We start from the raw sequence: 26381 nt of genomic DNA, 5'->3' as shown, positions 1-26381 counted from the left end.
AAACAGTAGCATCTACTTCGATTATCGAATTAGAGTCACGACGAGGCACACTCGGCCCCGACCCAGGAGGCACACCATGCACGACAGCCGGCAGGCCGCGAGCCCGTCCCAGGCCACACCGCAAAAGACAGTGCACGTCAACGATGTCGACCTGGCCGTACAGGCCTTCGGCGACCCGGCCGCCCCCGCGATCCTGCTCATCTCGGGTGCGGAGTCGTCGATGGACTGGTGGGACGACGACTTCACCGCCCGGCTCGCCGCGTCCGGCCGGTACGTGATCCGCTACGACACCCGCGACACCGGCCGCTCCACGACGTTCCCGGTCGGCGCGCCGACGTACACACAAGACGACCTGCTCGCCGACGCGGTCGGTGTGCTCGACGCGTACAACCTGGCCGCAGCGCACATCGTGGGCATCTCGATGGGCGGGGGCCTCGCACAGCTGCTCGGCATCGAGTACCCGGAACGGGTCCTGTCGCTCACCTTGATGTCCACCAGCCCCGGCGGACCCGGTGGTCCGGACAATCCCGACCTGCCGCCGATGAGCGAGGCGTTGGCCAAGATGTTCGAGGAGCCGGCCTCCGACCCCGACTGGTCCGACCGCGACGCGGTCATCGCGTACTTCCTCGCCGCCGAGCACGCCTTCTCCGGCACGATCCCGGTCGACGAGGACCGTGTACGCCGCACCGCCGGGCGCGCGTTTGACCGCAGCCCGGTCCCGGCCGCCGCGTCGAACCACTGGATGATCGAGGGCGGCGAGCCGATCCGCCCCCGCCTCGGCGAGATCACCGCACCGACCCTGGTCCTGCACGGCACTGAGGACCCGCTCTTCCCCTACGGCCACGCCGAGGCCCTGGCCCGCGAGATCCCCGATACATCGCTGGTCCCGCTGCCCGGTGTGGGCCACCAGATGCCGCCGTACCAGGTGTGGGACACGGTCATCCTGGCGATCGTCGGACACACCGGACCCCGCGTGCGGTGACCGGCCGCGGTTGCGATGCCTGATCCAGGCCACTCGTCCGGCCGAACCGCCCCCCCTCGCGACCGCGCCATCTCACCCAGTCGACGCTCCGTTACGACTCCACACAACAAGCACCAGAACCACACGCCTTTGGCCATTGACACTGGGCGGGGCTAAGTCGGCGTGTACTCACTGTGCGGGATCGCGAACTTCCAGACGGTCTCGAAAGCGCTCTTGCACAGCGCTATGTCGCCTGGATCGGTAGAGGTCACCTTCGCTCTTCCCAGGCCGTTCCCGGCGTAGTGGAGGAATACCGCCAGGCGATCGTCGAACAGGTAGAAGTCGTTGCCCGGCAGGGGGATCGACGAGACCAGCCGGCGAGGAATCCAGCGGATGTCCTCGCCGGCTTCCACCATCGGATGAGCGATGCTGTACGACCAGCGCTGATAGTCGCTCAGTGGCTCCGACACGATACGCGCTCTTCGTATCGTCTTGCCGCTCTTCACGTGTTCGCGCAGTGTGGAACACCAGCCCTGCAGCCACTCCAGGTCATCCGGTTCTCCGGCCGCCCACCTGGCCATGTAGGGCAGTTCCACTGCGGTGCCGTAGGCATCCCGCATCTCCAGGTGAACGGCGCTGTGCTCGAAGCCGGCCAACAGCTCCTCGAACGCGTCGTCAGAGATGTTCATGGGCCTGCCGGCGTGAAGAACCGAAGCATTCGGTCAGGGATCTCACAGGCGACCTCCCCCACGGGGATATCCATCTGGGCGAGGGCTTCCGGGTCGGTGACGATCCAGCCCTGGACCACCCAGCTACCACGGTCGGTTCGGTAGACGGTCGGTGATCCGGTCGGGTTACTGTCGGGATCTTTACCTACGAACGTTAGACGCATGTTCGGCTCCCCACTCTCGTGGTGCGGAATGTTGCGGACTTCCGAGGCGATCGCGGCTCCCTCGCGCAACATCTTCAACCTTCGTGGACCGGCTTGTCAGCCGATATGAGGTCGGCTTGGACGGTGATCGCGCCTCGGTCGAACAGGACGTGGTCGTTGGGGGCAGAGACACAGCAGGTTGCCAGGCTCGTCGGGGCCCTCGACGTGGCTCTTCCCCGGCCGGAGGGCCAGACCCGAGTCGCTCGCCAAACAGATCCGCCGGCTCGGCATCCCGGCCCTCCCCGCCCGCGGAGCCGCCATCCGCCGGCACATCCAAGACAGCCCCGCCCCGATCGTCGCCGACGCCCTCGGCTTCCACCCCGTCACCACGGCCAAGCTCGCCGCCGAGACCGGAACCACCTACAACCGCTACGCCCCAGGTGCCCACACACAGTCAGCACTGCTCAGGCCGGCCCGCCGAACTGACGACAGTTGAATAGGCGAGCCCACCAGTCCGGGACCCCTCGAAAGCGCGATCTCGCCGCTCATGGCCGACGGCGATCGCGCGGGTGGCCCAACATCTCGGCGTCTCCGGCGAGCCACCGGCGATGGCGGCCAGTGCGCGGCACCGCCCTGGCCAGGCCTAACAGGCCGTCGCTGCACAGGCGGGACGATCACACTCACACCTTCTGCTCATATGAGCAGAATCTAGCTCAAGTGTTGCAGGGAGGTTAATAGGCGACTTACAGTGCGTTACCTACGTCACATACGGAGGCTCAGATGCGCGCATTCCGGTCGCTCATAATCCCCTCTCTCCTGGTCGCCGCCCTGTCCGCCTGTTCGGTGTCCACCACCCCGGGCGGCTCTGCCGAGACCACCGGCCAGCAGTCGGACGGCCCTGTCGCCATCGGGTTCAGCCAGGCGACCCAGCAGTCCCCCTTCTATGTCCAGCTCCGCGAGGGGGCCGAGGCCGCCGCCAAGAAGGCCGGCGCCACGCTCTACTTCGCCGACGCGGGCGGCGACGTCACCAAGCAGAACAACGACATCCAGGACCTCATCACCCGTCAGGTCGACGTCCTGCTCATCAACCCGGTCGACCCGCAGGGTGTACAGCCGGGTATCACCGCGGCCAAGGCGGCCGGCATCTCGGTCGTGACCGTGGACCGGCCGGTGCCCGAGGGTGCGATCGCCCACGTCGGCCGCGACAACAAGGCGATGGGCGCGCTCGTCGGCAAGCGGCTCAGTGAGCAGCTCGGCGACAAGGGCGGCACGGTCATCGAGATCCGCGGCGACGCCGGCGGCGCCGTGGCGCGCGACCGCAGCGCGGGTTTCCACGAGGCCGTGGCGGCCAACCCCAAGATCAAGATCATTGAGGGCCCGTACTCGGACTACGTGCGCTCCAAGGCGGTCACCGCCATGCAGGACCTGCTCCAGGTCCACCCCGACGTGGCCGCCGTCTACGCGCACAACGACGACATGGCGCTCGGCGCCCTGCAGGTGCTCAAGGAGAACGGCAAGGACAAGGTCCTGGTCGCCGGGGTCGACGGGCTCATGGAGGCGGTCAAGCAGATCCCGTCCGGCCAGTACGTGGCCACCGCGCTCAACGACCCCATCTCCCTCGGCGCCAAGGCCGTGGAGACGATGCTCCAGGTCCAGAAGGGCGAGAAGGTCGAGTCCTCCATCGACGCGGGCACCGGGCTGATCGACACGGACAACGCCGCCCAGTACGCCAACGGAACCGGCGGGTTCGCCGAAGCCGGCAAGTAGCACCCCACAGGAGAAAGGCGACAGGATGTCGGAAACCATGCAGGCTGCGGTGCTTCACGCCCCCGGTGACATCAGGGTCGAACAGGTGCCCGTGCCCGTGCCCGGCCCAGGAGAGGCACTCGTCCGAGTCGCGGCCTGCGGGGTGTGCGGCTCTGACATCCCGCGCATGCTACGCGCGGGGGCCTACCACTTCCCGATCATCTGCGGCCACGAGTTCTCGGGCCACGTGGTCCGCCTCGGCGACCGTCTGGCCGCCACCGGCCGCGTCCGGGAGGGAGACCTGGTCACCGTACCCCCGCTCATCCCCTGCCACGCCTGCGCTCCCTGCAGCCAGGGCCACTTCAGCCTGTGCAAGGACTACGGCTACTTCGGCAGCCGCAGGGACGGGGCCTACGCCCAGTACGTCACCGTGCCGGACGAGAACCTGATGGTGCTACCGGCCGATCTCGACCCGCGTGCCGCGGCCATGCTCGACCCGGCCGCGATCGCGCTGCACGCCCTGTGGCGCACCCGGATGCGCGGCGGCAAGCGGGTGGCGGTGGTTGGCGCCGGCCCGATCGGGCTGTTCGCGGTGCAGTGGGCCAAGCTCGCCGGTGCGGCCGAGGTGCTCGTCGTCGAGGTGAACGAGCAGAAGGCCGCCATGGCCACCGAGGCCGGCGCCACCCATACCGCGACCAGCGCGGAAGCGGCCGCCGAGACGGTCGGCGACGGCTACGACGTGGTCATCGAGTCAGCGGGCGTGCCCGCCACGGTGGACCAGGCCGTGGGCCTGGCGGCCAGGCACGGCGAGGCGGTGTTCATCGGCATCCCGCACGACCCCGTGGTGCTGCCGAAGGCCACGTTCAGCTCGTTCCTGCGCCGCGAGGTCACCCTGCACGGGGCGTGGAACTCCTTCTCCGCGCCCTTCCCCGGTGAGGAGTGGCGGGTCGCGGCCAAGGGGCTGAGCTCGGGCGACCTCGCCTGGAAGTTCATGATCACGCACGAGCTGGGGCTGGACGCGCTGCCCGAGACCATGGCCGGCCTCGGTGAGCGGTCGATCTTCAGCTCCAAGGTTCTCTTCCTGCCGAACGAGGAGTGACGATGACGGCTTTCCTCGCGCTCGACCTGGGAACCGAAGGCGCGCGGGCCGCGGTCTACAGCGTCGAAGGTTCGCCGATGGGGACGGGCGACGCCGCGTACCCGACGAACTTCCCCCGGCCGGGATGGGCCGAGCAGGACCCGGACGACTGGTGGCGGGCGAGCGTCCACGCGGCCCGCCAGGCGCTCGCCGAGGCGGGCGATCCGCCCATCGCCGGGGTCGCGGTGGCGACCACGGCCTCGACGGTGGCCGTCCTCGACCAGCAGGGCCGCCCGCTGCGGCCGGCCCTGCTGTGGATGGACGGCCGGGCGGGCGAGGAGTCGGCGCTGACCGCGCAGACCGGCCACCCGGTCCTGCGCTACTCCGGCGGCTGCGACGCGGTGGAGTGGCTGGTGCCCAAGGCCATGTGGCTGGCCCGCCACGAGCCCGAGACCTACCGTGCCGCCGCACGCGTCGTCGAGGCGGTGGACTACATGGTGTGGCGGCTCACCGGGCGGTGGGCGGGATCGCGCATGAACGCGGTGTGCAAGAGCAACTACGATCCGCGCGGTACGGGCTTCCCGCACGACCTGTACGCCTCGCTCGGCATCGGCGACCTGGGCGACAAGTTGCCGGACGACATCGTGCCGGTCGGCGAGGCAGTGGGGCCGCTCGGCGTACGGGCCCGCGAGGAGTTCGGCGTCACCGGCCCCGCGGTCGTCGTGTCGGGCGGGATCGACGCGCACCTGTCGCTGCTGGCCATCGGCGGTGCCCCGGAAGGGCGGGTGTCGATCGTCTGCGGCACGTCCAACGCGTTCGTCACCGAGATCGACGAAGCGGTCTTCCCGTCCACCGTCTGGGGGCCGTACCCGGACGCGCTGCAGACGGGCCGCTGGCTCGTGGAGGGCGGCCAGGTGAGCGCGGGCTCCGTGCTGGCCTGGGCGGGCGAGAAGCTCATCGGACGGCCCCGGGCCGAGCTCGGCGGACTCATCAAGGCCGCGGCGGAGCTGCCGCCGGTCGACCACGGGTTGATCGTCCTGGACTACTTCATGGGCAACCGCACGCCGCTGCGGGACCCGCGCCTGCGGGGCGCGGTGCTCGGGCTGACCCTGGCCAGCTCCGCCGAGCAGATCTACCGGGCGGCCGTGGAGGGCGTCGCGTACGGCACCCGCCAGGTCCTCGACTCCTTCATCGACGGCGGCATCGCCGTGGAGGAGGTCTACCTGTCGGGCGGCATTCGGCACAACGAGCTGTGGCTCCAGACCACCGCCGACGTGCTCGGCCGGCCGGTCCATCTGGTCACCGGTGACAACCTGACGCTGCGCGCCTGCGCGGTGCTGGCCGCGGCCGGCACCGGGTGGTACGCCTCGCCGGCGGAGGCGGCAGTGCGATACGCGCCCCAGGTCCGCACCGTGGAGCCGGTCGCCGAGCACGTGGCGGCCTACCGCCACGGCTACCCCGACTACCGCGCGGCCACCGCCGCCACCACGGAGATCTCCCACCGGCTGAGCGATCCGCGGCGGAGGTCCGGCTCATGACCGACGACGACCAGCTCTACCAGGTGGCCGTCCGCTACTACGAGAGCGGCGAGACGCAGGAACAGATCGCCCACGCCATGCACCTGACCCGATGGAAAGTGGGGCGGATGCTGGCCGAGGCACGCGAGGTCGGCATCGTCAGGATCGAGGTGCTGCATCCGCGTTCCCGGGTGGGCGCCCTGGAGCGGGCGCTCAGCAAGCGGTTCCGGCTGCGGGAGACCATCGTGGTGGCGGGCAGCGGCGGCGACGAGCAGGTGCGCAAGCAGGTGGCCGCAGCCGGCGCCGACCACCTGGTGGCGATGCGGCCCGTGCCCCGGCTGATCGGCGTCTCCTGGGGCCGGACGCTCGACCGGCTGGCCGGTGAGCTCACCCCTGGCTGGGCGACGGGCGTCAACGTCGTGCAGATCAACGGCGCGCTCAGCCGCTCGCGACAGCCGACCGGCGCGGGCAGCATGGCGAGTTCGATCGCCCATCACGGCGGCGGCACCGCGACGCTGCTGGCCGCCCCGGCGATCCTGGAGCAGCAGAGCACCCGGGCGGCGCTGGAGAACGACCGCGCCGTCTCCGACGTGCTCACGCTGGCCGCCAGGGCGGACCTGTTCCTGTTCAGCCCCGGCGGCATGGGCAGCGACTCGGTGCTGGTGGACTCCGGTCAGATCGACGCGGGCGACCTCGACCGGCTCGCGGCCGCCGGCGCGGTGGGGGACGTGCTGGGCCGTTTCATCGACGCGCGCGGCCAGATCGTCGACCCCGACCTGGACGGCCGCACGCTCGGCCTGTCCTTGGACCTCCTGCGCTCGCCCACCACCTCGGTCGCGCTGGTCAGCGGCAGCGCGAAGCGGGCGGTGTGCCGGGCCGTCGTGACCAGCGGCCTGTGCGACGTGCTGATCACCGACGACCAGAACGCCACTCACCTGCTGGAGGAGACATGACCGGCACCGGGGAACGGCTGCGCATGACCGGGATCGTCAAACGCTTCCCCGGCACCGTCGCCCTGGACGGGGTCGAGCTGAGCGTCCGCCCCGGCGAGGTGCACTGTCTGCTGGGCGAGAACGGCGCCGGCAAGAGCACCCTCATGAAGATCCTGGCCGGCTCCTACCAGCCGGAAGAGGGCACGATCCTGCTGGACGGGCAGCCCTTCAGGCCCGCCACCCCGCATGCGGGGCAGGCGGCCGGCATCGCGGTGATCTACCAGGAGCTGGACCTGCTGCCGGACCTCACCGTCGCGCAGAACCTGCTGCTGGGCCGGGCGCCGCGGCTGGGCCCGTTCGTCCGGCGCGGGCAGCGGGCGCGGCTGGCCCGCGAGGCACTGGACCGGGTCGGCGCCTCTTTCCCCGTCACCACCCGGGTCGGGGAGCTGCCGATCGCGGCCCAGCAGCTCACCGCCATCGCCAAGGCGCTGACCGCCGACGCGCGCGTCATTGTCATGGACGAGCCGTCGGCCACACTCGGCGAGAGCGAACTGCTGGCGGTGTTCGAGGTCATCCGCTCCCTCACCGCCGAAGGACGGTCGGTGATCTTCATCTCCCACCGCATGGACGAGGTCATGGAGATCGGCGACCGCGCCACGGTGCTGCGCGACGGCCGTACGGCGGGCGTCTATGACCTGGCCTCGACCGGTCCCGACGAGATCGTGGCTGCGATGATCGGCGAGGCGAGCGAACTCGTGGGCGCCACGGACCGGCCCGCGCCCGGCGGGGAGCCGCTGCTGCGCGTCGAGCGGGTCCATGTGCCAGGGCTCCTCGACGTCCGCGATCTCGAGGTACGGCCGGGCGAGGTCGTCGGGCTCGCCGGTCTCGGCGGCGCGGGCCGGACCACGCTGCTGCGTGCCCTGTTCGGCGACCTCAAGGCTCAGGTCACGGCCCGGCTGGACGGCCGCCCGCTCCAGGTCGCCGGCCCGGCCGCCGCCGTACGCGCGGGGCTGGCCCTGGTGCCGGAGAGCAGGAAGGAGCAGGGCCTGATGCTGGGGTTGTCCGTCAGCCGCAACGCCGCGATCGGCGCGCTCGGCCGCCCCCCGTGGCTGCTGCCCGGCCGGCGCGGCCGGCGCCTGGCCCGGCCCGTGCTCGCCGACCTGGGCGTCAAGGCGGCGGGACCCGACCAGCTCGTGGGCCAGCTCTCCGGCGGCAACCAGCAGAAGATCGTGCTGGCCAAGTGGATCATCCGGGGCGGGATCAGGGTCCTGCTGCTGGACGAGCCCACGCGCGGCCTGGACGTCGGCGCCAAGGCCGACCTCTACCGGCAGGTGCGCCACCTCGCCGACCAGGGTGTGGCCGTGCTGCTGGCCAGCAGCGAGCTCAACGAGCTGACCGCCAACGCCGACCACATCCAGGTCCTGTACGAAGGCCGCAACGTCGCCCGCTTCGACCCCCGCACCAGCCCGGAAAGCGTCATCGCGCACACCGTCATCACAGGAGCCACGGTATGACCACATCCCTCGGATCCACGGTGGCCTCGGCCACCGGAAAGGAGCGCGGCGGCCGATCGCGCCGCGGCGCCGACCTGATCGTCAAGTCCAACCTGCTGCTGGTCTTCCTCGCCCTGTGCGTGGTGGCGTCGCTGCTGGCGCCGCAGTTCCTGACCGGCCGCAACATCGCCAACCTGCTGCAGCAGTCGTCGCTGACCGGCATCGTGGCCATCGGCATGACCATGGTGGTGCTGACGGCGGGCATCGACCTGTCGGTCGGCAGCGTCGCGGCCTTCGGCGGGATGACCGTCGCCCTGCTCATGGTCTCGGGCGTGCCGGTCCTGCCGGCGATCCTGCTCAGCATCGCGGCCGGCGCGGCGTTCGGCGCCGTCATGGGCGGGCTGTCGGCGTACCTGTCGCTGCCGGCGTTCATGACCACCTTGGCCGGGCTCACGGCCATCCGCGGGCTCACGTACCTGCTGACCGACGGCAAGCCGGCGGAGGCCGGCGGATCCGAGGCGTTCCAGCTCCTCGGCGGCGGGTTCGTCGGCTACGTGCCGATCGTCGGGATCATCTTCGTGGTGGTCACCCTCCTCGCCGCCGGGGTGCTGCGCGGCACCACGTTCGGCGAGTACGTGTACGCGGTCGGCAGCAACAAGGAGGCCGCCCGGCTGTCCGGCCTGCCCGTGCGAGGCGTGATCACCACGGTGTTCGCGGTGTCGGGCGGGCTGGCGGCGCTGGCCGGAGTGCTGCTCACCTCCCGTCTGACCGTGGGCCAGCCCACCGCCTTCAGCGGGCTGGAGCTGGACGCGATCGCGGCCGTGGTGCTGGGCGGCACCAATCTGTTCGGCGGCCGGGGCGGTGTGTTCGGCACCTTCGTGGCGGTGCTGCTGCTGTCGGTGCTGCGCAACCTGTGCAACCTGCTCGGCCTGGGCTCCTTCTTCCAGATGGTGGTGACCGGCCTCATCCTGCTGGTCGCCCTCGTACTCAACATGCTCATCGAGAGGCGTGGCGCTCGTGCCTGACACCATTCCCGGCTCGTTGCGGGCCTACCTGCACGGACTGCCCGGCGTCGACGAGGTCGGCGTCGGCCGGCGGGCCACCGACCTGGCCACCCGGTCGATCAAGACCACGGCCAAGCGGTACGCGATCGACCTGGCCATCAGGATGGTGGACCTGACCACCCTCGAAGGGGCGGACACCCCGGGCAAGGTGCGCGCGCTGGCGGCCAAGGCCGTACGGCCCGACCCGGCCGACCCCACCGCTCCCTCGGTCGCCGCGCTCTGCGTGTACCCCGACATGGTCGCCGTGGCCGCCGAGGCGCTGAAGGGCAGCGGCGTCGGGCTCGCCTCGGTCGCCACGGGCTTCCCCGCCGGGCGCACGTCGCTGGAGGTGAAGCTGGCCGACACGAGCGCGGCGGTGGCCGCCGGAGCCACCGAGATCGACATGGTGATCGACCGGGGCGCGTTCCTGGCGGGCGACTACCGCAAGGTCTTCGACGAGATCACGGCCGTCAAGGAGCAGTGCGGCCAAGCCCATCTGAAGGTCATCCTGGAGACCGGCGAGCTGGTCACCCACGACAACGTACGACGGGCGTCCTGGCTGGCGCTGCACGCCGGCGCCGACTTCATCAAGACCTCCACCGGCAAGGTCGCGCCCGCCGCCACCCTGCCGGTGACGCTGATCATGCTGGAGGCCGTCAGGGACTACCGGACGGCCACCGGACGGCAGGCCGGGGTGAAGCCCGCCGGCGGCATCCGCACCACCAAGGACGCCATCCGCTACCTGGTGCTGGTCAAGGAGATCGCCGGGGACGACTGGCTCGACCCCGCGTGGTTCCGGCTCGGCGCCTCGACGCTGCTGAACGACCTGCTCATGCAGCGGACCAAGCTCGCCACCGGCCACTACGGCGGGCCCGACTACTACACGATCGACTAGGGAGAGGTGTGGAGATCTTCGAGTACGCGCCGGCGCCGGAGTCACGGGCCATCGTGTCCATCCGGCCGTCGTACGACCTGTTCATCGACGGCGAGTTCGTCGAATCCAAGAGCGATGAGCGCATCGTCACGGTCAACCCTGCCGACGAGGAGCCGCTGGCCGAGGTGGCCGTCGCCGATGACGCCGACGTGGATCGCGCCTTCGCGGCGGCGCGGCGGGCCTTCGAGCAGGTGTGGTCGCCCCTGCCGGGGGCCGAGCGCGGCAAATACCTGTTCAGGATCGCGCGCGTGATCCAGGAACGTGCCCGTGAGCTGGCCGTCCTGGAGTCGCTGGACAACGGCAAACCGATCAAGGAGACCAGGGACGTCGACCTGCCGCTGGCCGCCGCCCACTTCTTCTACTACGCCGGTTGGGCCGACAAGCTGGCGCACGCCGGGCTGGGCACCCGGCCGCTGGGCGTGGCCGCGCAGGTCATCCCGTGGAACTTTCCGCTGCTGATGCTCGCCTGGAAGGTCGCGCCCGCGCTGGCCACCGGGAACACGGTCGTGCTCAAACCCGCCGAGACCACCCCGCTGACCGCCCTGGCGTTCGCGGAGATCTGCCAGGAGGCCGGGTTGCCGGCCGGCGTGGTGAACATCGTGACCGGGGCCGGCGCCACCGGCCGCGCCGTGGTCGCGCACCCTGGCGCCGACAAGGTGGCCTTCACCGGCTCCACCGAGGTCGGCAGGGAGATCGCCCGCGCGGTCGCCGGCACGGGCAAGCGGCTCACTCTCGAACTCGGCGGCAAGGGCGCCAACATCGTCTACGACGACGCGGCGATCGACCAGGCCGTCGAGGGGATCGTCACCGGGATCTTCTTCAACCAGGGCCACGTGTGCTGCGCGGGCTCCCGGCTGCTGGTCCAGGAGTCGATCGTGGACGAGCTGCTGGCCCGGCTGCGGGCCCGCATCGAGCGGCTGCGCCTCGGCGACCCGCTGGACAAGAACACCGACATCGGCGCCGTCAACTCCGCGGCGCAGCTCGCCAGGATTCGCGAGCTCGCCGCGGCCGGCCAGGCGGAAGGCGCCACGGGCTGGTCGCCGGCGTGCCCGCTGCCCGAGCGCGGGTACTGGTTCCCGCCCACCGTGTTCACCGGAGTCACGCAGGCGCACCGGATCGCCCGCGAGGAGATCTTCGGCCCCGTGCTGTCGGTGCTGACCTTCCGCACTCCGGAGGAGGCCGTGGCCAAGGCCAACAACACGCCGTACGGGCTGTCCGCCGGCGTGTGGACGGAGAAGGGCTCCCTGATGCTCTGGACCGCCAGCCGGTTGCGCGCCGGTGTGGTGTGGTCCAACACCTTCAACGTGTTCGATCCCGCCAGCCCCTTCGGCGGCTACAAGGAGTCCGGTTATGGCCGTGAGGGCGGTCGGCACGGGCTGGAGGCTTACCTTGACTGACACCTTTCCGCGCATCGCCGTGCGCAGGACGTACAAGCTCTATGTCGGCGGCGCGTTCCCGCGCTCGGAGTCAGGCAGGTCCTATCCCGTGACGTCCTCGGCCGGAGACCATCTCGCCAACGCCGCCCAGGCCTCGCGCAAGGACGTACGCGACGCCGTGGTGGCGGCCCGCAAGGCGTTTCCCGGCTGGTCGGGACGCACGGCCTACAATCGCGGCCAGATCCTCTACCGGGTCGCGGAGATGATGGAGGGCCGGCGGGCCCAGTTCGCCGAGGAGGTCACCGCGGCGGAAGGGGTGGGCAAGGCCAGGGCGCAGGCGCTCGTGTCGGCGGCCATCGATCGCTGGGTCTACTACGCCGGGTGGGCCGACAAGTTCGGCCAGCTGCTGGGCGGCGCGAACCCCGTGTCGGGCCCGTACTTCAACCTCTCCGAGCCCGAGCCGACGGGCGTCGTGGGCGTCTTCGCCCCCACCGGCTCCTCGCTGCTCGGGCTGGTCTCGGTACTCGCCCCCGTGCTCACCTCCGGCAACACGGCGGTGCTGGTGGCCGACGAGGGCGCCCCGCTGCCCGCGATCACGCTGGCCGAGGCGCTGGCCACCTCGGACCTTCCGGCGGGTGTCGCGAACATCCTGACCGGCCGCCTGTCCGAGCTCGCCCCACCGCTGGCCGGCCACGCCGACGTGAACGCCCTGGACCTGGCCGGCGCGGGGAGTCTCGCGGTCGAGCTGGAAGGCCTGGCGGCGACCACGCTCAAGAGGGTCCTGCGACCCGGCGGAGACGACTGGGACGATACCGATCCCGGTCTGTCCCGCATCAGGCCCTTCCTGGAGATCAAGACGGTCTGGCACCCGATCGGCCGGTGACTCGGGGCCGCCGGTCAGGAGCGGCTGCGGGGTTGCAGGGCGCCCAGGAGGATCTCGGCCATCCGGCATCCTGGGCGCGCCGTCGCGAGCGTGGCGCTCCATGGTGAGCGCGCCCGCATCGCCCCCGCGAGCCAGCGCGAGGACACTGATCACGGGCAAATGAAAGTGCTGACTTCGCCCCTGTCCTCAACGGCCCGGTTTGCTGATCCGGCCCTCGGCGTCGACGACGACCACCTCGACCCCCTGAGCCGCGAACGGGGCCAGCGCCTCCTCGGTCGCGCTGTCGTCGGTCACCAGCGTCCACGGCCCCGGCAGCCGCACCCAGGCGTGGAACGGGCGCCACCCCAGCTTGGCCGCGTGCGCCAGCACGTACGTCCGCTGGGAGCTGCGGGCCATCAGCTCCTTGAGCCGGGTCTGCTGGAGATCCGCCTCGCAGATCCCCCGGTCGGCGGTGACGCCGTCGGCGCCGAGGAAGGCCCGGTCGAACGACATCCGCTCCAGCGCCGCCTCGGTGACCGGGCCGACGAACCCCTGGCTGAGGTGACGCAGCCGGCCACCCAGGCACTCCACGTGGAGCCCCTCGACGTCGTCCAGCTCCTTCAGCACCGCGAGGCTCGTGGTGGCGATCAGGAGCTGGGTGCTTGAGCGCAGCTCGTGCGCGAGCGCCGCGACGGTCGAGCCGGCGTCGAGCAGCACCGACTCCCCGGCCCTGATCTGCTGGGCCGCCCACCGGGCGATGCCGCGCTTGAGCTCGAAGGCGTCGCCCACGCGCTGGCGCAGCGAGTCCTCGGGGTGGGCGACGACGGCCATCGCTCCGCCGTACGTGCGGGCCAGCAGGCCCTGCGCGGTCAGCCGGGCGAGGTCGCGGCGGATGGTGGAGGGCGTCACGGCGAACGTCGAGGACAGCTCTTCGACACTGGCGAGGCCGCTGGTCGTGGCCAGACGCACGATCTCGGCACGGCGACGGTCGGAGTTGATCCTGGGCAACGCTGCTCCTTCTCGACTTGTCGTTCGAGCGCCCCGGGCTCAGATCGCCGGGCTGGGAGACATCTGGGCGGCTTGCCGCAGCGCCTCGATCATGCTACCGACCTCGGCGACGCCTTTTCCGGCGATGTCGAAGGCGGTCCCGTGGTCCACGGACGTACGGATGACGGGAAGGCCCACGGTGATGTTCACCCCGGCCTCGATGCCGAGGATCTTCACCGGGCCGTGGCCCTGGTCGTGGTACATGGCCACGATCAGGTCGTAGTCGCCGCGGCCCGCGACGAAGAACGCGGTGTCCGCGGGCAGCGGCCCGTGCACGTCCACCCCGTCGGCCTTCAGCCGCTCGACAGCCGGGACGATCTTCTTGTCCTCCTCGCCGTACCCGAACAGGCCGTTCTCCCCGGCGTGCGGGTTGATGCCGCACACACCGATCCGCGGGTTCGGGATCCCGGCACGGCGCAACGCCTCGTGGCCCCGGCGGACGGTCCGCTCGACCAGGCCGGGCTCGATCTTGGCGATGGCATCGATCAGCCCGATGTGCGTGGTGACGTGGATGACCCGGATCTTCGGCGACGACAGCATCATGGACACCTCGTCGGTCGCGGTCAGGTGGGCGAGCAGCTCGGTGTGCCCAGGGTAGATGAAGCCGCCCGCGTGCAGGGCCTCCTTGTTCAGCGGGGCCGTGCAGATGGCCTGCACGTCGCCGGCCATCGCCAGCTCGCTGGCGACGCGCACGTAGTGGTAGGCGGCCGCGCCCGCCACGGAAGAGATCTGCCCCCACGGCAGGTCCGCCGGCAGGAGGCCCAGGTCGATGACGTTGACGCGGCCCGGCTCGAACACGGCGTCGGCCACCGCGTCGACCGCCACGATGTCGGTGTCGATCCCGAGGATGTCGGCGGCCTGGCGCAGCCGTACGGCGTCACCGATGACGACGGGACGGCAGAGCTCGGTGATCCGGGGGTCCTGGAGGGCGCCGACGACGACTTCCGGACCGACACCGGCCCCGTCGCCCATGGTGACGGCGATGATCGGGATGGCCGCCGTACGCGGCTGGTGGCCGGTGGCGGCGGGGGTGATGTTCACGATGGAACCTTTCGCTGGGTGCTGCGGGGGAACGGTGGTGGGAGAGGGGGCGAAACGAGGGTCGAGAGACCGGACGATCTCGACGAGCGACTCGGCTCCGCCGAAACCGCCCGGGCGGGTGACGACCGAACGGCCGTCCGGCGTCAGGGAGTGGACGGCTCCGGGGTGGACCTGCCCGATCGGGGTGAGGCCCCGAACGCGGAGGGCGTCGAGGACGCGCCGGGCGGTCTCCCCGCCGGTCAGCACGAGGTCCACCGGGGATTCGGTCCCGCGTACCGCCTCCGCGACGGCCTCGGCCAGCCGGTGCGCGATCTCCCGCGCCGACGCGGGGAGGACGGCGCCGGCGGCGTCGAGGTAGACCACGACCGGACGGTCGCCGATGGGGACGCGGGGAAGCGCCGCCCGGTCACCGGGGGGCCCGAGGAGCGTCGGCACGGGCAGGGCCACCGGCACGGCCCCGGCCTCGACCAGCCTGCGCACCTGCTCGGCCGCGATCGCCTCCGCGCTTCCGACCACCACCAGCGGCGCCGGAGCCGCCACCGTCCCGTCCCTTGCGGCCCTTCGCCCAGCCGCGCCGACCTGGGCGAACTCCCCTTCCCCGCCCGGCGCGGACGACCCTTCCCCGCTCGGCGCGGACGACGCGGACCGCGCGGGGGGCGTCGGGCGCGTCGTGCCGCGGAGGTGGCGGCCGAGGGCGTCGGCGAGGCCGCCGGAGCCCACCAGCCGTACGGAAGGGACGGTGAGGGCGGCGCGCAGGACGGCGTCCAGGTCGTCGTCGGTCTCGGCGTCGCACACCGCGACGTGGCCACGGGCCGCGCAGGCGGCGATCATCTCGCCGAGATGGCCCGAACGGACGATGGCGAGGTCCAGCACGCGGACCGGCAGGGGCGCGAGGGCCGCGGCGACCGACGTCGGCGCGGGGACGCCGTCCACGGCCCAGGCGTCGGTCCGGTGCAGGGACACGCCCGCCACGTGCAGTACACCGTCGCGGACGACCCGGTCCAGGGCCGGCAGCGCCGGGGTGACCACGACGGCGGCGCCGGGCGTGGCGAGCGCCCCCACCTCGGCCGCCACGTTGCCGCGCAGCAGAGAGTCGATCTTCTTGAAGATCAGCCGTGCCCGCCCCACCGAGGCCAGGCGCACCGCGGCACGCACCGCGGCGGCGGCCTCGGCCGGCCCGCGGTGCCGAGAGTCGGTGTCGGTGACCAGCACGTCGGCCCCGGCGTCCCCGAAACCGTCCGCGCCGTCCACGCCGGGTTCCGCGTGGTCGCGCTCGTCCCGCCCCGGGGGGCGGGCGAGAAGAATCTTAGTGCGTGTTTCGCGCATCATGATTCGCGCCGCAGACTCGGCCGCGCCGGACAGGTCGTCGGCCACGACGAGGATGCCGTGCGCGGCCGTCATGGGCTTGGGCGTCAAGGAACCCCCGATTTGATCCGTCTACCTGCGTTTCTACCGACCCTTGTGGTTCTCGTGAACCCCGTGCGCGGCACGCTCCGGGGTGGGCGGCACGTCGGCGCAGCCTTGCATGTCGCCTGGATGATGTCACAGCTTGCGCGAAATGCGCTAGACCTCTTGCGTGGAATGCGCAGTCGTGTAATGGTGCAGCAACGTCGTTGTGACGTGGGAACCATCCGGTCCTGCTAGGCGGCCGCCGAGAGGGCGCACCGCTGCGGTCCAGAAAGCGAGAAGCCCAGTGACCCATCTCGGAAGCGGCAGCCCCCAGCTCTCCCGCCGCAGCCTTCTCCGCCTCGGTGCTCTCACAGGTGCGGCCATGACGCTGAGTCCCCTCGCCGCCTGCGCGGGGCCGGGGACCGTCACCGGCACCGGCGGGACCAGCGGGGGAGCCGGCGGACAGGGCCTGACGCTGGCGCTCAACCGCTCGCTCGTCTCGTTGGACAACAAGCTCAACCAGTTCGACGCCGCCGTCAGTGTCCAGCGCGGCGTCCGGCAGGCGCTGACGTTCATCGACCCGAAGCTCGCCGTGCAGAACGTCCTGGCCGAGAGCTTCGAGCTGACGGCCCCCACCGAGTGGACGGTCAGGTTGCGCGACGGCGTCCGCTACTCCGACGGCAGCCCGGTCACCGTGGAGGACGTCTCGACCGCGCTGGAGATGTACCAGAAGGTCCCCGGGTCGTTCCTGGCCGGCTTCTTCCCCGAGTGGCCGAAGGTCACCCCGGTGGACAAGAGCACCTTCAAGCTCGTGTCCGAGAACCCGATGCCCACCCTCGACTACCTGATGGCGAACATCCTGATCACCCCCGCCGCCGCCAACAAGCCGGAAGAGCTCCAGGACGGTGTCGGGTCCGGCCCGTACGTCGTCACCTCCGCCAGCCGGGGTACCGGCGAGTACACCCTCCAGGTCAACGACAAGTACTGGGGCCCCGCACCCGCGATCAAGACCGTGCGGGTCAGGTTCCTGCCCGAGGAGGCCGGCCGGATCGTCTCCCTGCGCAGCGGTGAGGTGGACGTGATCGACGCGATCTCCCCCGACGCGATCGCCCAGCTCTCCGGCCTGGCCGACGTGGAAGTCCAGGAGGTGCCGGGCACCCGGATCTGCCAGCTCTTCTACAACTTCCGCAAGCCCTCCGGGCACCCCCTGGCCGACGCGCGCGTGCGCGAGGCGCTGACCTACGCCATCAACGGCCCCTCCCTGGTCAAGGATGTCTTCTCCGACTCGGTGACGCCGATGCGCGGCGTGGTGGCCGGCACCCTGGCCGGCGCGGCGGAGACGGGCGAGTACGTCTACGACCCGCGGAAGGCCCGGCAACTGCTCGACGCCGCCGGTGTCAAGGACCTCACCCTCAAGATCATCTGGGAGACCGGGGAGTTCGTCAACGACACGAGTGTCATGGAGGCGGTGGTGGAGATGCTCAAGGCGGTCGGCGTGCGGGCGGAGCTCCAGCAGTTCCAGCCCGGCGGGGACATCTCCAAGTGGCGGCAGGGCCGGGCCGGCGACTGGGACGTGCTCGGCAACGGCTACGGCACACCCACCGGGCTGGCGCTGACGCCGCTGCAGGGCATGTACGCCGGCACCGCCGAGAAGGAGGCCAGCCGGGACACCTACCAGGGCTACGTCTTCCCCAAGATCACCACAATGGTGGAGAAGGCATCCCAGGAGGCCGACCAGGCCAAACGGGAGCGCCTGCTCGCCGACGCCCAGAAGGAGATCTGGAACACCTGGCCCTGCCTGTGGGCGTTCACCCCCAAGACCGTCATCGCCCGGCGCAAGCACGTGCAGAACCTACAGCTCGGCCCCACCAACTCCTACGACCTCGCCACCGTCCGACTGAGTGGATGAACATGGTCCGCTACATTGCACACCGGGTCGGGCAGAGCGTTCTCACCATCTTCCTGACCGTCTCGACGGTGTTCGTCCTCGTCCGGCTGGCGCCCGGCGACCCCGCCGCCGCGTACGCCAGCCCGCTGGCCACCACGGCCGAACTCGACCGCATCCGCGTCCAGTTCGGCCTGGACAGGCCGCTGATCGAACAGTACGGCTACTTCGTCCGCGACCTTTTCGGCGGCAACCTGGGAACGTCCTTCTCCTTTCAGGCCCCCGCGCTGGACGTCGTGCTCAGCCGCATGCCGTACACGATCATGCTGGCGGTGTCGGCCATCCTCTTCGCCGCGGCGGTGGCCATCCCGCTCGGCGTGTGGATGGCCCGGCACGCCGACACCACCCGTGAGCTGGGCGCCAACGTGGCGATGATCGCCGGCCAGTCCATGCCGGAGTTCTGGAGCGGCATCATGCTGCTGACCGTCTTCGCGGTGCTCGTGCCCGTGCTCCCGGCGTCCGGCTTCACGAGCTGGTCCGCCCTGGTACTGCCGACGGTGACCGTCGGCATCCTGCAGATCGCGCTGATCTCCCGGATGGTCCGCCGCGAGATGGCCGCCGGCTTCGCCTCCCCCTATCTGACGGTGGCCCGCTCCCGCGGCGTCTCCGAACGTGGCCTGACCTGGCGCTACGCCATGGGCAACTCGGCCGTGCCGGTGGTGACCGCGCTCGGCACCCGGTTCGCCGCCATGCTCAACGGCGTGGTCGTGGTCGAGGTGGTGTTCGCCTGGCCGGGCGTCGGGTCGCTCGTCGTCCGCGCGCTGGAGACCCGCGACTATCCGCTGATCCAGGCGACGATCCTGGTGACGGCAGTTCTGACCGTGCTCGTCCAGCTCCTCATCGACCTCACCTACCCGCTGCTCGACCCGCGGGTACGACTCGGGAAGGCGGTGGCCTCGTGAGTACGGTGACGGCCGGGCCCGGCGGTCTGGACGCCGCGGCGCCGCCCGCGCGGCCCAGCGCGGTGACCCCCAAGGACCTCGCCCGGTCCACGGCGGCCCGCCGCCGCAGGAGCGCGAAGCTGAGGATCTGGGTCGGCTCGATCTGCGTGGCGCTGGTCGTCCTGCCCGTCACGCTGGCGAGCGTCCTGCCGATCCCCGGACCCGACGAGCAGAGCCTCAGCCTGCGCCGCCTGCCGCCGCTGACCGGCGGGCACCTGTTCGGCACCGACCAGCTCGGCCGTGACCTGCTCTCCCGCATCCTGCACGGCGGCCAGGTCTCGCTCACCGTCGGTGTGCTGGCCATCGTGGTCTCCGGCGTCATCGGCCTGGCGGCGGGCGCCACGGCCGGGTTCTTCGGCGGCTGGGTGGACAACATGGTGTCCCGGCTGCTGGAGGCGCAGCTCTCACTGCCCCTGCTGCTGATGCTGCTGCTCGTCGTCGCGCTGTTCGGCCCGTCCATCCCGGTCATCACATTCGTGATCGCGATCGCGCAGTGGCCGGAGGTGGCCCGCCTCACTCGCTCCCTGGTGCTGGTCGAACGGGAGAAACCGTACGTCGCCGCGGCCAGGGTGCTCGGCCTGCACCGTGTCACCATCCTGGTCCGGCACGTCCTGCCCAACGTCGTCAAGCAGGCCACGCTGGTGATCCTGCTGCTGCTGGCCCAGGCCGTGCTGCTGGAGAGCGCGCTGAGCTATCTGGGCGCCGGACCGCAGCGCCCGTTCGCCACCTGGGGCCGCATCATCTCCGACGGCCAGGACTACATCACCACGTCGTGGTGGCTGGTCACCCTTCCCGGGCTGGTCATCGTGCTGCTCGTCGTCGGTGTCAACCTGCTCGGAGACGGGCTGCGCGACCGTGTACGCAGACGAAAGGCAAGGTGAGCCGCGGATGGCAGCCGCGTTCGACGACGAGACCGGTCGTCCCCTGCTGGAGGTCGAGGAGCTGCAGATCGAGCTGATGGCCGAGGCCGGCGTCGTCCGTGCCGTGGACGGTGTCAGCTTCCACATCCGCCGGGGCGAGACCGTGACGATCATCGGGGAGTCGGGGTCCGGCAAGTCCACCACCGCCATGGGCATCCTGCGCCTGCTTCCCCCGGAACTGGCCGTGCTGTCCGGCACCGCCCGGTTCCAGGGCGTGGATGTCATCGCCGACCCCCGCGCGGTGCGCGAGGTGCGCGGCCGGTCGGTCTCCCTCATCCCGCAGGATCCGATGACGGCGCTCAGCCCGGTGCACACCATCGGGCAGCAGCTCCGCGAAGCCGTACGGCTGCGCGACCCCCGCATGTCCAAGGCGGACGCCGCCGCGCGCGCCGCCGAGCTGCTGGCCCGGGTGCACATCCCCGACCCGCGGGCACAGCTGCGCAGGTATCCGCACCAGCTCTCGGGCGGCATGCTGCAACGCGTGCTCATCGCGATAGCGCTGGCCGGGTCGCCGGTCCTGCTCGTCGCCGACGAGCCGACATCGGCCCTCGACGTGACCGTCCAGGCGGGCATCCTCGACCTGCTGCTCGAAGTCCAGGAGAACACCGGCATCGGCATCCTCATGATCACTCACGACATCGGCGTGGCCCGGCTCGTCTCCGACCGCATCCACGTCATGAAGGACGGCCGCTTCGTCGAGTCGGGCGAGGCCGAGCAGATCGTCGACGACCCGCGCGACCCGTACACGAAGAAGCTGCTGACGGCCGTACCGCGGCTGGGCCCCTGGGACGAGGACGGCGGGCCACCGCACGCGCCGGAGCCGCGGGCCGATTCGGTCGCGCTGGAGGAGGTCCGATGAGCGGCGCGTTCCTGGAGGTCGAGGGCCTCGTCGTGGACTACCCGGTGGACCACGGCACCTTCCGCGCGGTCGACGACGTCAGTTTCTCCGTACGGCGCGGCGGCACCCTGGCCATCGTGGGGGAGTCGGGCTGCGGCAAGTCCACCATCGCCCGCTCGATCGTCCGGCTGATCAGGCCGACCGCGGGCCGGATCGTGGTGGGCGGCACCGACATCGCCCAGATGAGCGAGAAGCACCTGCGCCCGCTGCGCACTCGGGTACAGATGATCTTCCAGGACCCGTACGGCTCGCTCGACCCGCACCTGTCGGCGGAGGAGATCGTCGCCGAGCCACTGCGGGTGCGCGGCATGCGCGACCGGCGCGCGCGGGCCAGGGAGGCGGCCCGGCTCATCGACCAGGTCGGCCTGCCCGCCGCGGCCCTGGAGCGGCGCCCGCCGGAGTTCTCCGGTGGGCAGCGCCAGCGCATCGGCATCGCCAGGGCCCTGGCCTCCAGGCCCGACCTGCTGGTCTGCGACGAGGCGACGAGCGCGCTGGACGTGTCCGTCCAGGCGCAGGTCCTGGCCCTGCTGATGAAGATCCAGGCGGAGACCGGCCTCACCTACGTCGTCATCTCGCACAACCTCGGTGTGGTCAGGGAGATCAGCGAGGACATCGTGGTGATGAGCAGGGGCCGCCTGGTCGAGTCCGGCGTGACCCGGGACGTGCTGGCCGTGCCCACGCACCCGTACACGCGGACCCTGCGCCGGGCCGCGCTGGATCCCACCGCGATCCGCGGCCGCAAGCCACGCGAGCTGGTGCGGGCCCGGTCGGCGCCGCCGCCCGCCCAGCCGCCCGCACCGCTCGCCGAGCGGGGGACCGAGCACGAAACCGAGCACGAAGCCCAGCACGAAGCCCAGCACGAAGCCCAGCAAGGAGCCGACCGATGACCGTATCCGTTCCGGCCGCCGCACTTCCCGGAGCGAGCGCCCGGTTGTCCAGGTTGGTGCTCGGCACCATGACGTTCGGCGACACCACCGACGCCCGCGAGGCCGAGCGCATGCTCGACACGGCGCTGGAGGCCGGCGTCACCGGCGTGGACACCGCCAACGTGTACGCGAGCGGCGCGACCGAGTCCATCCTGGGGCCGCTGCTCGCCACCCGGCGCGACCGGATCGTGCTGGCCACCAAGGCCGGCATGCCCCATCCGGACGCCGGCGACCACGCGCCGCTGTCGGCCACGGCGCTGCGGGCGTGCCTCGAAGGGAGCCTGCGCCGCCTGGACGTGGACCACGTCGACCTCTTCTACCTGCACCAGCCCGACCGCCGCACCCCCCTGGCCGAGACGCTCGGCACGATCGCCGAACTGGTCGCCGAGGGCAAGATCGGCGCGCTCGGCGTGTCCAACTACGCGGCCTGGCAGATCGCCGAGCTCAACCACGCCGCCGACGCGGCCGGCGCCCCGCGGCCCGTGGTCGCCCAGCAGCTCTACAACCTGCTGGCCCGCCGGGTGGAGGAGGAGTATCTGGAGTTCGCGCGAGCCTCCGGGCTGACGACCATGGTCTACAACCCGCTCGGCGGAGGGCTGCTCACCGGGCGGCACACCTTCGAGCAGGACCCCGCCGCCGGGCGTTTCGGCGACTCGAAGCTCGCCCCGATGTACCGGGAGCGCTACTGGAGCCCGGCCCTGTTCGAGGCCGTCACCGCCCTGGGCGGGATCGCAGAGCAGGCGGGCGTCCCGCTCACCGAGCTGTCGCTGCGGTGGCTGCTGCACCGCGACGGTGTGGGGGCCGTCCTGCTCGGCGGCTCGCGGGTCGAACACCTGCGCGCCAACCTCGCGGCCGCCGCGGCCGGGCCGCTGCCCGAGGACGTCGTGGCCGCCTGCGACCGGGTGGGGGCCACACTGCGCGGTCCCATGCCCGCGTACAACCGATGAACCGCCGAGGGAGCGACCAGAACGTGACCATCACCGAATTCGCCGCCAGGATCCGCCGCAGGGAACCCGCCCTGGGCTACTGGACGGTCCTCGACTCGCCAGTGGCCACCGAGCGCATCGCGCGCCTCGGCTACGACTACGTGTGCCTGGACATCCAGCACGGTCTGATGGGCTATTCGGGGCTGCTCTCCGGCCTGATGGCGATCGACGCGGGCGGCGTGTCCGCCGGCCTGGTCCGGGTCGAGGCCAACGTCCCCGGCGATATCGGCCGGGCACTCGACGCGGGCGCCGCCGGCGTCATCGTGCCACTCGTCGACACCGCCGACGATGCCGCGGCGGCCGTGTCAGCGACCCGCTACCCGCCGAAGGGGCGCCGCTCGTACGGGCCGATGCGCGCCGCGCTGCGCGTCGGCCCACGCCCCGCCGACAGCGACGCGACCGTACTGGTCCTCGCCATGGTCGAGACCGCGCAGGGGCTGGCGAACATCGAGGCGATCTGCGCCACCCCCGGTCTGGACGGCGTGTACGTCGGCCCGTCCGACCTGTCCCTCGCTCTGGGCGGTGCCTTCCCCGGCGACCCGGCGATCGCCGACCAGTTCGAGGCGGCGCTGACCACGATCCGCGAGACCGCCGGGGCGGCCGGCATCGCCGCCGGGATCCACACCCCCGACGGCGCGACCGCGGCCCGGCGACTGGCCGAGGGCTACACGTTCGCCAGCGTCTCCTCGGATCTGGTCCACCTCGAACTCGCCGCCAAGGCCCACCTGGCCGACGCCCGCGGGCACTCCCGCTGAGGAACACCATGACCGATCCCCAGACCGCCGTCCCCGACGGCCTGCGCATGGACGGCGTGATCCGGGTACGCGACGACGACCCGGACCGGTACGAGGCGTACCTGGTCGCGCCCGCCGTGCAGAACCACGCCGCCAACCTCATGGTCCTGCGCGACGGCGACCTCGGCTGCGTCTGGTTCGGCGGCACGCAGGAAGGGATCTCGGACATCTCCATCTGGTTCTCCCGGCTGGAGAAGGGCGCGGACGCCTGGTCCGTGCCCGTCCGGATGTCCGACGACCTGACGCGCTCCGAGCAGAACCCGGTGCTGTTCCCCACACCGGCCGGCGAGCTGTGGCTGCTCTACACCGCGCAGCACGCCGGCAACCAGGACACCGCCGAGGTCCGCTGCCGGATCTCGCGCGACGACGGCCACAGCTGGGGGCCGGTACGCACGCTCTTCCCGGCCACGGAACGCGGCGGGGTGTTCGTCCGGCAGCCGGTGCTGGTGCTGCCGTCCGGCCGGTGGCTGCTGCCTGTCTTCAACTGCGTCACCACGCCGGGCAGGCGGTGGGTCGGCGACCGTGACACCAGCTCGCTCATGGTCTCCGACGACGAGGGCCGCACCTGGCGCGAGCAGCCCGTGCCCGGGAGCACGGGCTGCGTGCACATGAACGTGCACGCGCTGGCCGATGGGACACTGCTCGCGCTGTACCGCAGTCGCTGGGCGGACGCCGTCCATGAGAGCCGGTCCGCCGACGACGGCGACACCTGGAGCGAACCGGTTCCGACCGGGCCGGCGAACAACAACTCCTCCATCCAGTATGTGCCGCTGCGCGACGGGCGGCTGGCGCTGGTGTTCAACGACAGCAGCGCGGCCGGCGCGACCGAGCGCCGGACATCCCTGTACGACGAGATCGACGACGACGGCCTCGCCCCCGGCGTCCCGGCCGCTGCCGCGTCCGTGGAGACGCGCGACGGGCGGACCGCTTTCTGGGGGGCGCCGCGCGCGCCCATGACGCTCGCTCTGTCCGGCGACGGCGGTCGCACCTGGCCGGCCCGCCGCGACCTGGAGGTGGGCGACGGCCACTGCCTGACCAACAACTCCCGCGACGGGCTCAACCGGGAGTTCTCCTACCCGTCCATCCAGGAGACCGAGGACGGCGAACTGCACATCGCGTTCACCTATCATCGCCGGGTCATCAAGTACGTCCGCGTGCGGCCCGAGTGGGCATCCCGCGCCGACGGCTCCTGACGTGGCGGGCCACGCGGTGGTGACCGGGGCGAACTCCGGCATCGGCCGGTCATCTCCGCTGCCCGCCTCGTGCTCTGTCCGGGCACGGGCCGTGACCTCCCGAGAGAACCCCTGCCCGCCGTCGTCTCGCCGTGGTGCTCCCCATCGCCGCCGTGATCACCTGGCGCGGCCTGAAGCAGCTCAAGAACGTCGGAGAGCCCCAGTTCAGCACCATCGACTGGTTGAGCGTGGTGACCGCCGCTGCCGGATTCGGCGGCCTGGTCTACGGGCTCAGCTGGTTCGAGGGTGGTGACGCCGGCGTCGCCGCCGCGATCGTGGCGGCCGGCCTGGTGGCCATCGCCGTCTTCGTCGCCTGCCAGCTGTCGTTGCAGAAGCACGGCGTGCCGCTGCTGGACCTGCGTACCCTGCGCCACCGCACCTGGGTGTGGCTCTTCTGGAGGGACAGTGCGGATCAGGCCGTGAGGGCACATCGGGTCTGTTCCAGTCAGGAGAGCCGCAAGTCGATCCAGGGGATGGTGTCTCCGGGCAGCAGGTATCGCTCGATCTCGACGAAGCCGTGCTTCAGCGCAAACCGCAGTCCGTCCTCGTTGGAGGACAGGACGACGGTCTCGATCACCTCGGCCCCCAGTTCCCGGGCCTGGTTGAGCCCGCGCACATACAGTTCCTCGCCGAACCCCCGCCTGCGGTGAGCGGCGAGCACGCGGGCGATGACCGTGGCCGTCAGTGTTTCGTCCGTCGGCGGGCGCACCGTACTGCAGCCCACGAGATCGTCATCGAGGTACGCGATCTCCAGGTGGTTGCGCTGGGCGCGTTCCCGTACCTCGTCCAGGGAGAGGGAGTGGGTAGGAATGATCACGTTGTGGGCGTACTGCCAGTCTTTGAGCGTGGCGTCGCCGTCCGGCTGCTGGATGCGAAGATCAGACATCGCAGCAGGAGACCCCAGGACGCCTCGGACGTCAACTCTGTTGGGGGTGGCTATACCGTGATCAAGCCGTGAGGTCGTAGTCCTGCTGTTCGGGGGCGTGGTACAGGCGCTGGTGCTCGCGGGTGGCATGAAAGCACCAGTAGGCGTCGAGGTCGCCGAGTACCTGGGCAACGGTGGCGTTCCCACCGGAGAACTCGTCAGGACGCAGGGGGCTGCCGTTGACCCCGCGGTAGGCGACTCCGGCGATCGCCTTGGAGTCGTACCGCTTACCGCCGTGGACGAGAAAGTAGCCGATGGCGGGGCGGTAACCGTACAGCTTGAGAAAGGCGTCACGGCCCAGCTGGTCGAACTCGGTGATGGCGGCGAGCACCATCTCACATCGAAGCCCGGAAGGCACCACTCCGCGAGCCTATACGTGGATATCGCGTGAACCGCTGCCAATTTCAGAAGGGCTCATACGTCCCTGTCTCATAGCAGTTGGCAGAGAGGGGGTAGGAGAAGGCGTGGAACCTTCAGCACCAACCGATATTGGCTGGTCATCGCCCGGACGGGGCTGATTGTCA

25 protein-coding genes are annotated in these 26381 nt (G+C 71.2%); 19 read left to right on the top strand and 6 right to left on the bottom strand.

The genetic code is table 11. From position 1 onward, the window contains the following. The first annotated feature begins 76 nt into the window (after window positions 1-76). The gene (locus ABZ260_RS07265) at window positions 77-982 is read left to right on the top strand and encodes an alpha/beta hydrolase (RefSeq protein WP_355613897.1); all 906 of its coding nucleotides are present in this window, start codon (window positions 77-79) and stop codon (window positions 980-982) included. A 152-nt stretch (window positions 983-1134) separates the two neighbouring features. Here ABZ260_RS07265 and ABZ260_RS07260 read toward each other — a convergent pair whose 3' ends face one another. Further along, entirely contained in the window at window positions 1135-1650 is a 516-nt protein-coding gene (locus tag ABZ260_RS07260) for a DUF6879 family protein (RefSeq protein WP_355613895.1), read from the bottom strand. Then, complete coding sequence (locus ABZ260_RS07255) at window positions 1647-1925, bottom strand: hypothetical protein (protein WP_355613893.1); 279 nt, start codon at window positions 1923-1925, stop codon at window positions 1647-1649. Before ABZ260_RS07255 ends, ABZ260_RS07260 begins: the two co-directional genes overlap by 4 nt. 106 nt (window positions 1926-2031) lie before the next feature. Here ABZ260_RS07255 and ABZ260_RS07250 point away from each other — a divergent pair, with 106 nt between their 5' ends. The 10 genes from ABZ260_RS07250 to ABZ260_RS07205 all read left to right on the top strand — a co-directional run bounded on the left by ABZ260_RS07250 (window position 2032) and on the right by ABZ260_RS07205 (window position 12834). After that, a complete protein-coding gene (locus tag ABZ260_RS07250) occupies window positions 2032-2328 on the top strand; it encodes a hypothetical protein (RefSeq protein WP_355613891.1) in 297 nt (98 codons plus the stop codon). Between the two features lie 284 nt (window positions 2329-2612). After that, the gene (locus tag ABZ260_RS07245) at window positions 2613-3599 is read left to right on the top strand and encodes a substrate-binding domain-containing protein (protein ID WP_355613889.1); all 987 of its coding nucleotides are present in this window, start codon (window positions 2613-2615) and stop codon (window positions 3597-3599) included. Window positions 3600-3624: 25 nt separating this feature from the next. Beyond that, the gene (locus ABZ260_RS07240) at window positions 3625-4677 is read left to right on the top strand and encodes a galactitol-1-phosphate 5-dehydrogenase (protein ID WP_355613887.1); all 1053 of its coding nucleotides are present in this window, start codon (window positions 3625-3627) and stop codon (window positions 4675-4677) included. Window positions 4678-4679: 2 nt separating this feature from the next. Further along, window positions 4680-6194, top strand: a complete 1515-nt coding sequence (locus ABZ260_RS07235; protein WP_355613885.1) for an FGGY-family carbohydrate kinase — start codon at window positions 4680-4682, stop codon at window positions 6192-6194. Next, window positions 6191-7126, top strand: a complete 936-nt coding sequence (locus ABZ260_RS07230) for a sugar-binding domain-containing protein (RefSeq protein WP_355613883.1) — start codon at window positions 6191-6193, stop codon at window positions 7124-7126. The genes ABZ260_RS07235 and ABZ260_RS07230 overlap by 4 nt, the downstream gene beginning before the upstream one ends. Further along, entirely contained in the window at window positions 7123-8619 is a 1497-nt protein-coding gene (locus ABZ260_RS07225; RefSeq protein WP_355613881.1) for a sugar ABC transporter ATP-binding protein, read from the top strand. Before ABZ260_RS07230 ends, ABZ260_RS07225 begins: the two co-directional genes overlap by 4 nt. Beyond that, window positions 8616-9623: an ABC transporter permease gene (locus tag ABZ260_RS07220; protein WP_355613879.1), complete on the top strand. Its 1008-nt coding sequence runs from the start codon at window positions 8616-8618 to the stop codon at window positions 9621-9623. The genes ABZ260_RS07225 and ABZ260_RS07220 overlap by 4 nt, the downstream gene beginning before the upstream one ends. Next, complete coding sequence (gene deoC / locus ABZ260_RS07215; RefSeq protein WP_355613877.1) at window positions 9616-10536, top strand: deoxyribose-phosphate aldolase; 921 nt, start codon at window positions 9616-9618, stop codon at window positions 10534-10536. The genes ABZ260_RS07220 and deoC overlap by 8 nt, the downstream gene beginning before the upstream one ends. A gap of 14 nt (window positions 10537-10550) precedes the next feature. Further along, window positions 10551-11972, top strand: coding sequence for an aldehyde dehydrogenase family protein (locus tag ABZ260_RS07210; protein ID WP_355613922.1), 1422 nt, complete (start codon window positions 10551-10553; stop codon window positions 11970-11972). After that, entirely contained in the window at window positions 11965-12834 is an 870-nt protein-coding gene (locus tag ABZ260_RS07205) for an aldehyde dehydrogenase family protein (RefSeq protein ID WP_355613875.1), read from the top strand. Before ABZ260_RS07210 ends, ABZ260_RS07205 begins: the two co-directional genes overlap by 8 nt. A gap of 186 nt (window positions 12835-13020) precedes the next feature. On the opposite strand, the gene ABZ260_RS07200 is transcribed toward ABZ260_RS07205, so the two are convergent. Together ABZ260_RS07200 and pdxA are read right to left on the bottom strand one after the other, a co-directional pair. Continuing rightward, window positions 13021-13821 carry a DeoR/GlpR family DNA-binding transcription regulator gene (locus ABZ260_RS07200; RefSeq protein WP_355613873.1) on the bottom strand — a complete coding sequence of 267 codons (801 nt, stop codon included), beginning with the start codon at window positions 13819-13821 and terminating at the stop codon, window positions 13021-13023. A gap of 39 nt (window positions 13822-13860) precedes the next feature. After that, window positions 13861-16302, bottom strand: coding sequence for a 4-hydroxythreonine-4-phosphate dehydrogenase PdxA (gene pdxA, locus ABZ260_RS07195; protein ID WP_355613871.1), 2442 nt, complete (start codon window positions 16300-16302; stop codon window positions 13861-13863). 370 nt (window positions 16303-16672) lie between these two features. On the opposite strand from pdxA, the gene ABZ260_RS07190 reads away from it, so the two are divergent. The 8 genes from ABZ260_RS07190 to ABZ260_RS07155 are packed head-to-tail and all read left to right on the top strand — an operon-like array spanning window position 16673 to window position 24893. Next, window positions 16673-18199, top strand: coding sequence for an ABC transporter substrate-binding protein (locus tag ABZ260_RS07190; protein WP_355613869.1), 1527 nt, complete (start codon window positions 16673-16675; stop codon window positions 18197-18199). Between the two features lie 2 nt (window positions 18200-18201). Next, window positions 18202-19137 (top strand): ABC transporter permease, encoded by a 936-nt coding sequence (locus tag ABZ260_RS07185; protein WP_355613867.1) that lies wholly within the window; start codon window positions 18202-18204, stop codon window positions 19135-19137. Then, entirely contained in the window at window positions 19134-20057 is a 924-nt protein-coding gene (locus tag ABZ260_RS07180) for an ABC transporter permease (RefSeq protein WP_355613865.1), read from the top strand. The genes ABZ260_RS07185 and ABZ260_RS07180 overlap by 4 nt, the downstream gene beginning before the upstream one ends. A gap of 7 nt (window positions 20058-20064) precedes the next feature. Then, window positions 20065-20955 (top strand): ABC transporter ATP-binding protein, encoded by an 891-nt coding sequence (locus tag ABZ260_RS07175; protein ID WP_355613863.1) that lies wholly within the window; start codon window positions 20065-20067, stop codon window positions 20953-20955. Next, complete coding sequence (locus tag ABZ260_RS07170; protein ID WP_355613861.1) at window positions 20952-21881, top strand: ABC transporter ATP-binding protein; 930 nt, start codon at window positions 20952-20954, stop codon at window positions 21879-21881. The genes ABZ260_RS07175 and ABZ260_RS07170 overlap by 4 nt, the downstream gene beginning before the upstream one ends. Beyond that, window positions 21878-22867: an aldo/keto reductase gene (locus ABZ260_RS07165; RefSeq protein ID WP_355613859.1), complete on the top strand. Its 990-nt coding sequence runs from the start codon at window positions 21878-21880 to the stop codon at window positions 22865-22867. Before ABZ260_RS07170 ends, ABZ260_RS07165 begins: the two co-directional genes overlap by 4 nt. A gap of 23 nt (window positions 22868-22890) precedes the next feature. Then, window positions 22891-23661 (top strand): aldolase/citrate lyase family protein, encoded by a 771-nt coding sequence (locus ABZ260_RS07160; protein WP_355613857.1) that lies wholly within the window; start codon window positions 22891-22893, stop codon window positions 23659-23661. Between the two features lie 8 nt (window positions 23662-23669). After that, window positions 23670-24893 (top strand): exo-alpha-sialidase, encoded by a 1224-nt coding sequence (locus tag ABZ260_RS07155; RefSeq protein ID WP_355613855.1) that lies wholly within the window; start codon window positions 23670-23672, stop codon window positions 24891-24893. A gap of 484 nt (window positions 24894-25377) precedes the next feature. Here the strand turns inward: ABZ260_RS07155 and ABZ260_RS07150 are convergent, their stop codons facing one another. Both ABZ260_RS07150 and ABZ260_RS07145 read right to left on the bottom strand, forming a co-directional pair. After that, window positions 25378-25818 carry a GNAT family N-acetyltransferase gene (locus ABZ260_RS07150; RefSeq protein ID WP_355613854.1) on the bottom strand — a complete coding sequence of 147 codons (441 nt, stop codon included), beginning with the start codon at window positions 25816-25818 and terminating at the stop codon, window positions 25378-25380. 61 nt (window positions 25819-25879) lie between these two features. Beyond that, window positions 25880-26191, bottom strand: coding sequence for a hypothetical protein (locus ABZ260_RS07145; protein ID WP_355613924.1), 312 nt, complete (start codon window positions 26189-26191; stop codon window positions 25880-25882). Window positions 26192-26381: the final 190 nt, after the last annotated feature.

The organism is Streptosporangium sp. NPDC006013 (genome assembly GCF_040614275.1).
Classification (GTDB): Bacteria; Actinomycetota; Actinomycetes; order Streptosporangiales; family Streptosporangiaceae; genus Streptosporangium.
Note: the sequence above shows the minus strand (reverse complement) of the source record. Positions and strands in the feature narration are given on the sequence as shown.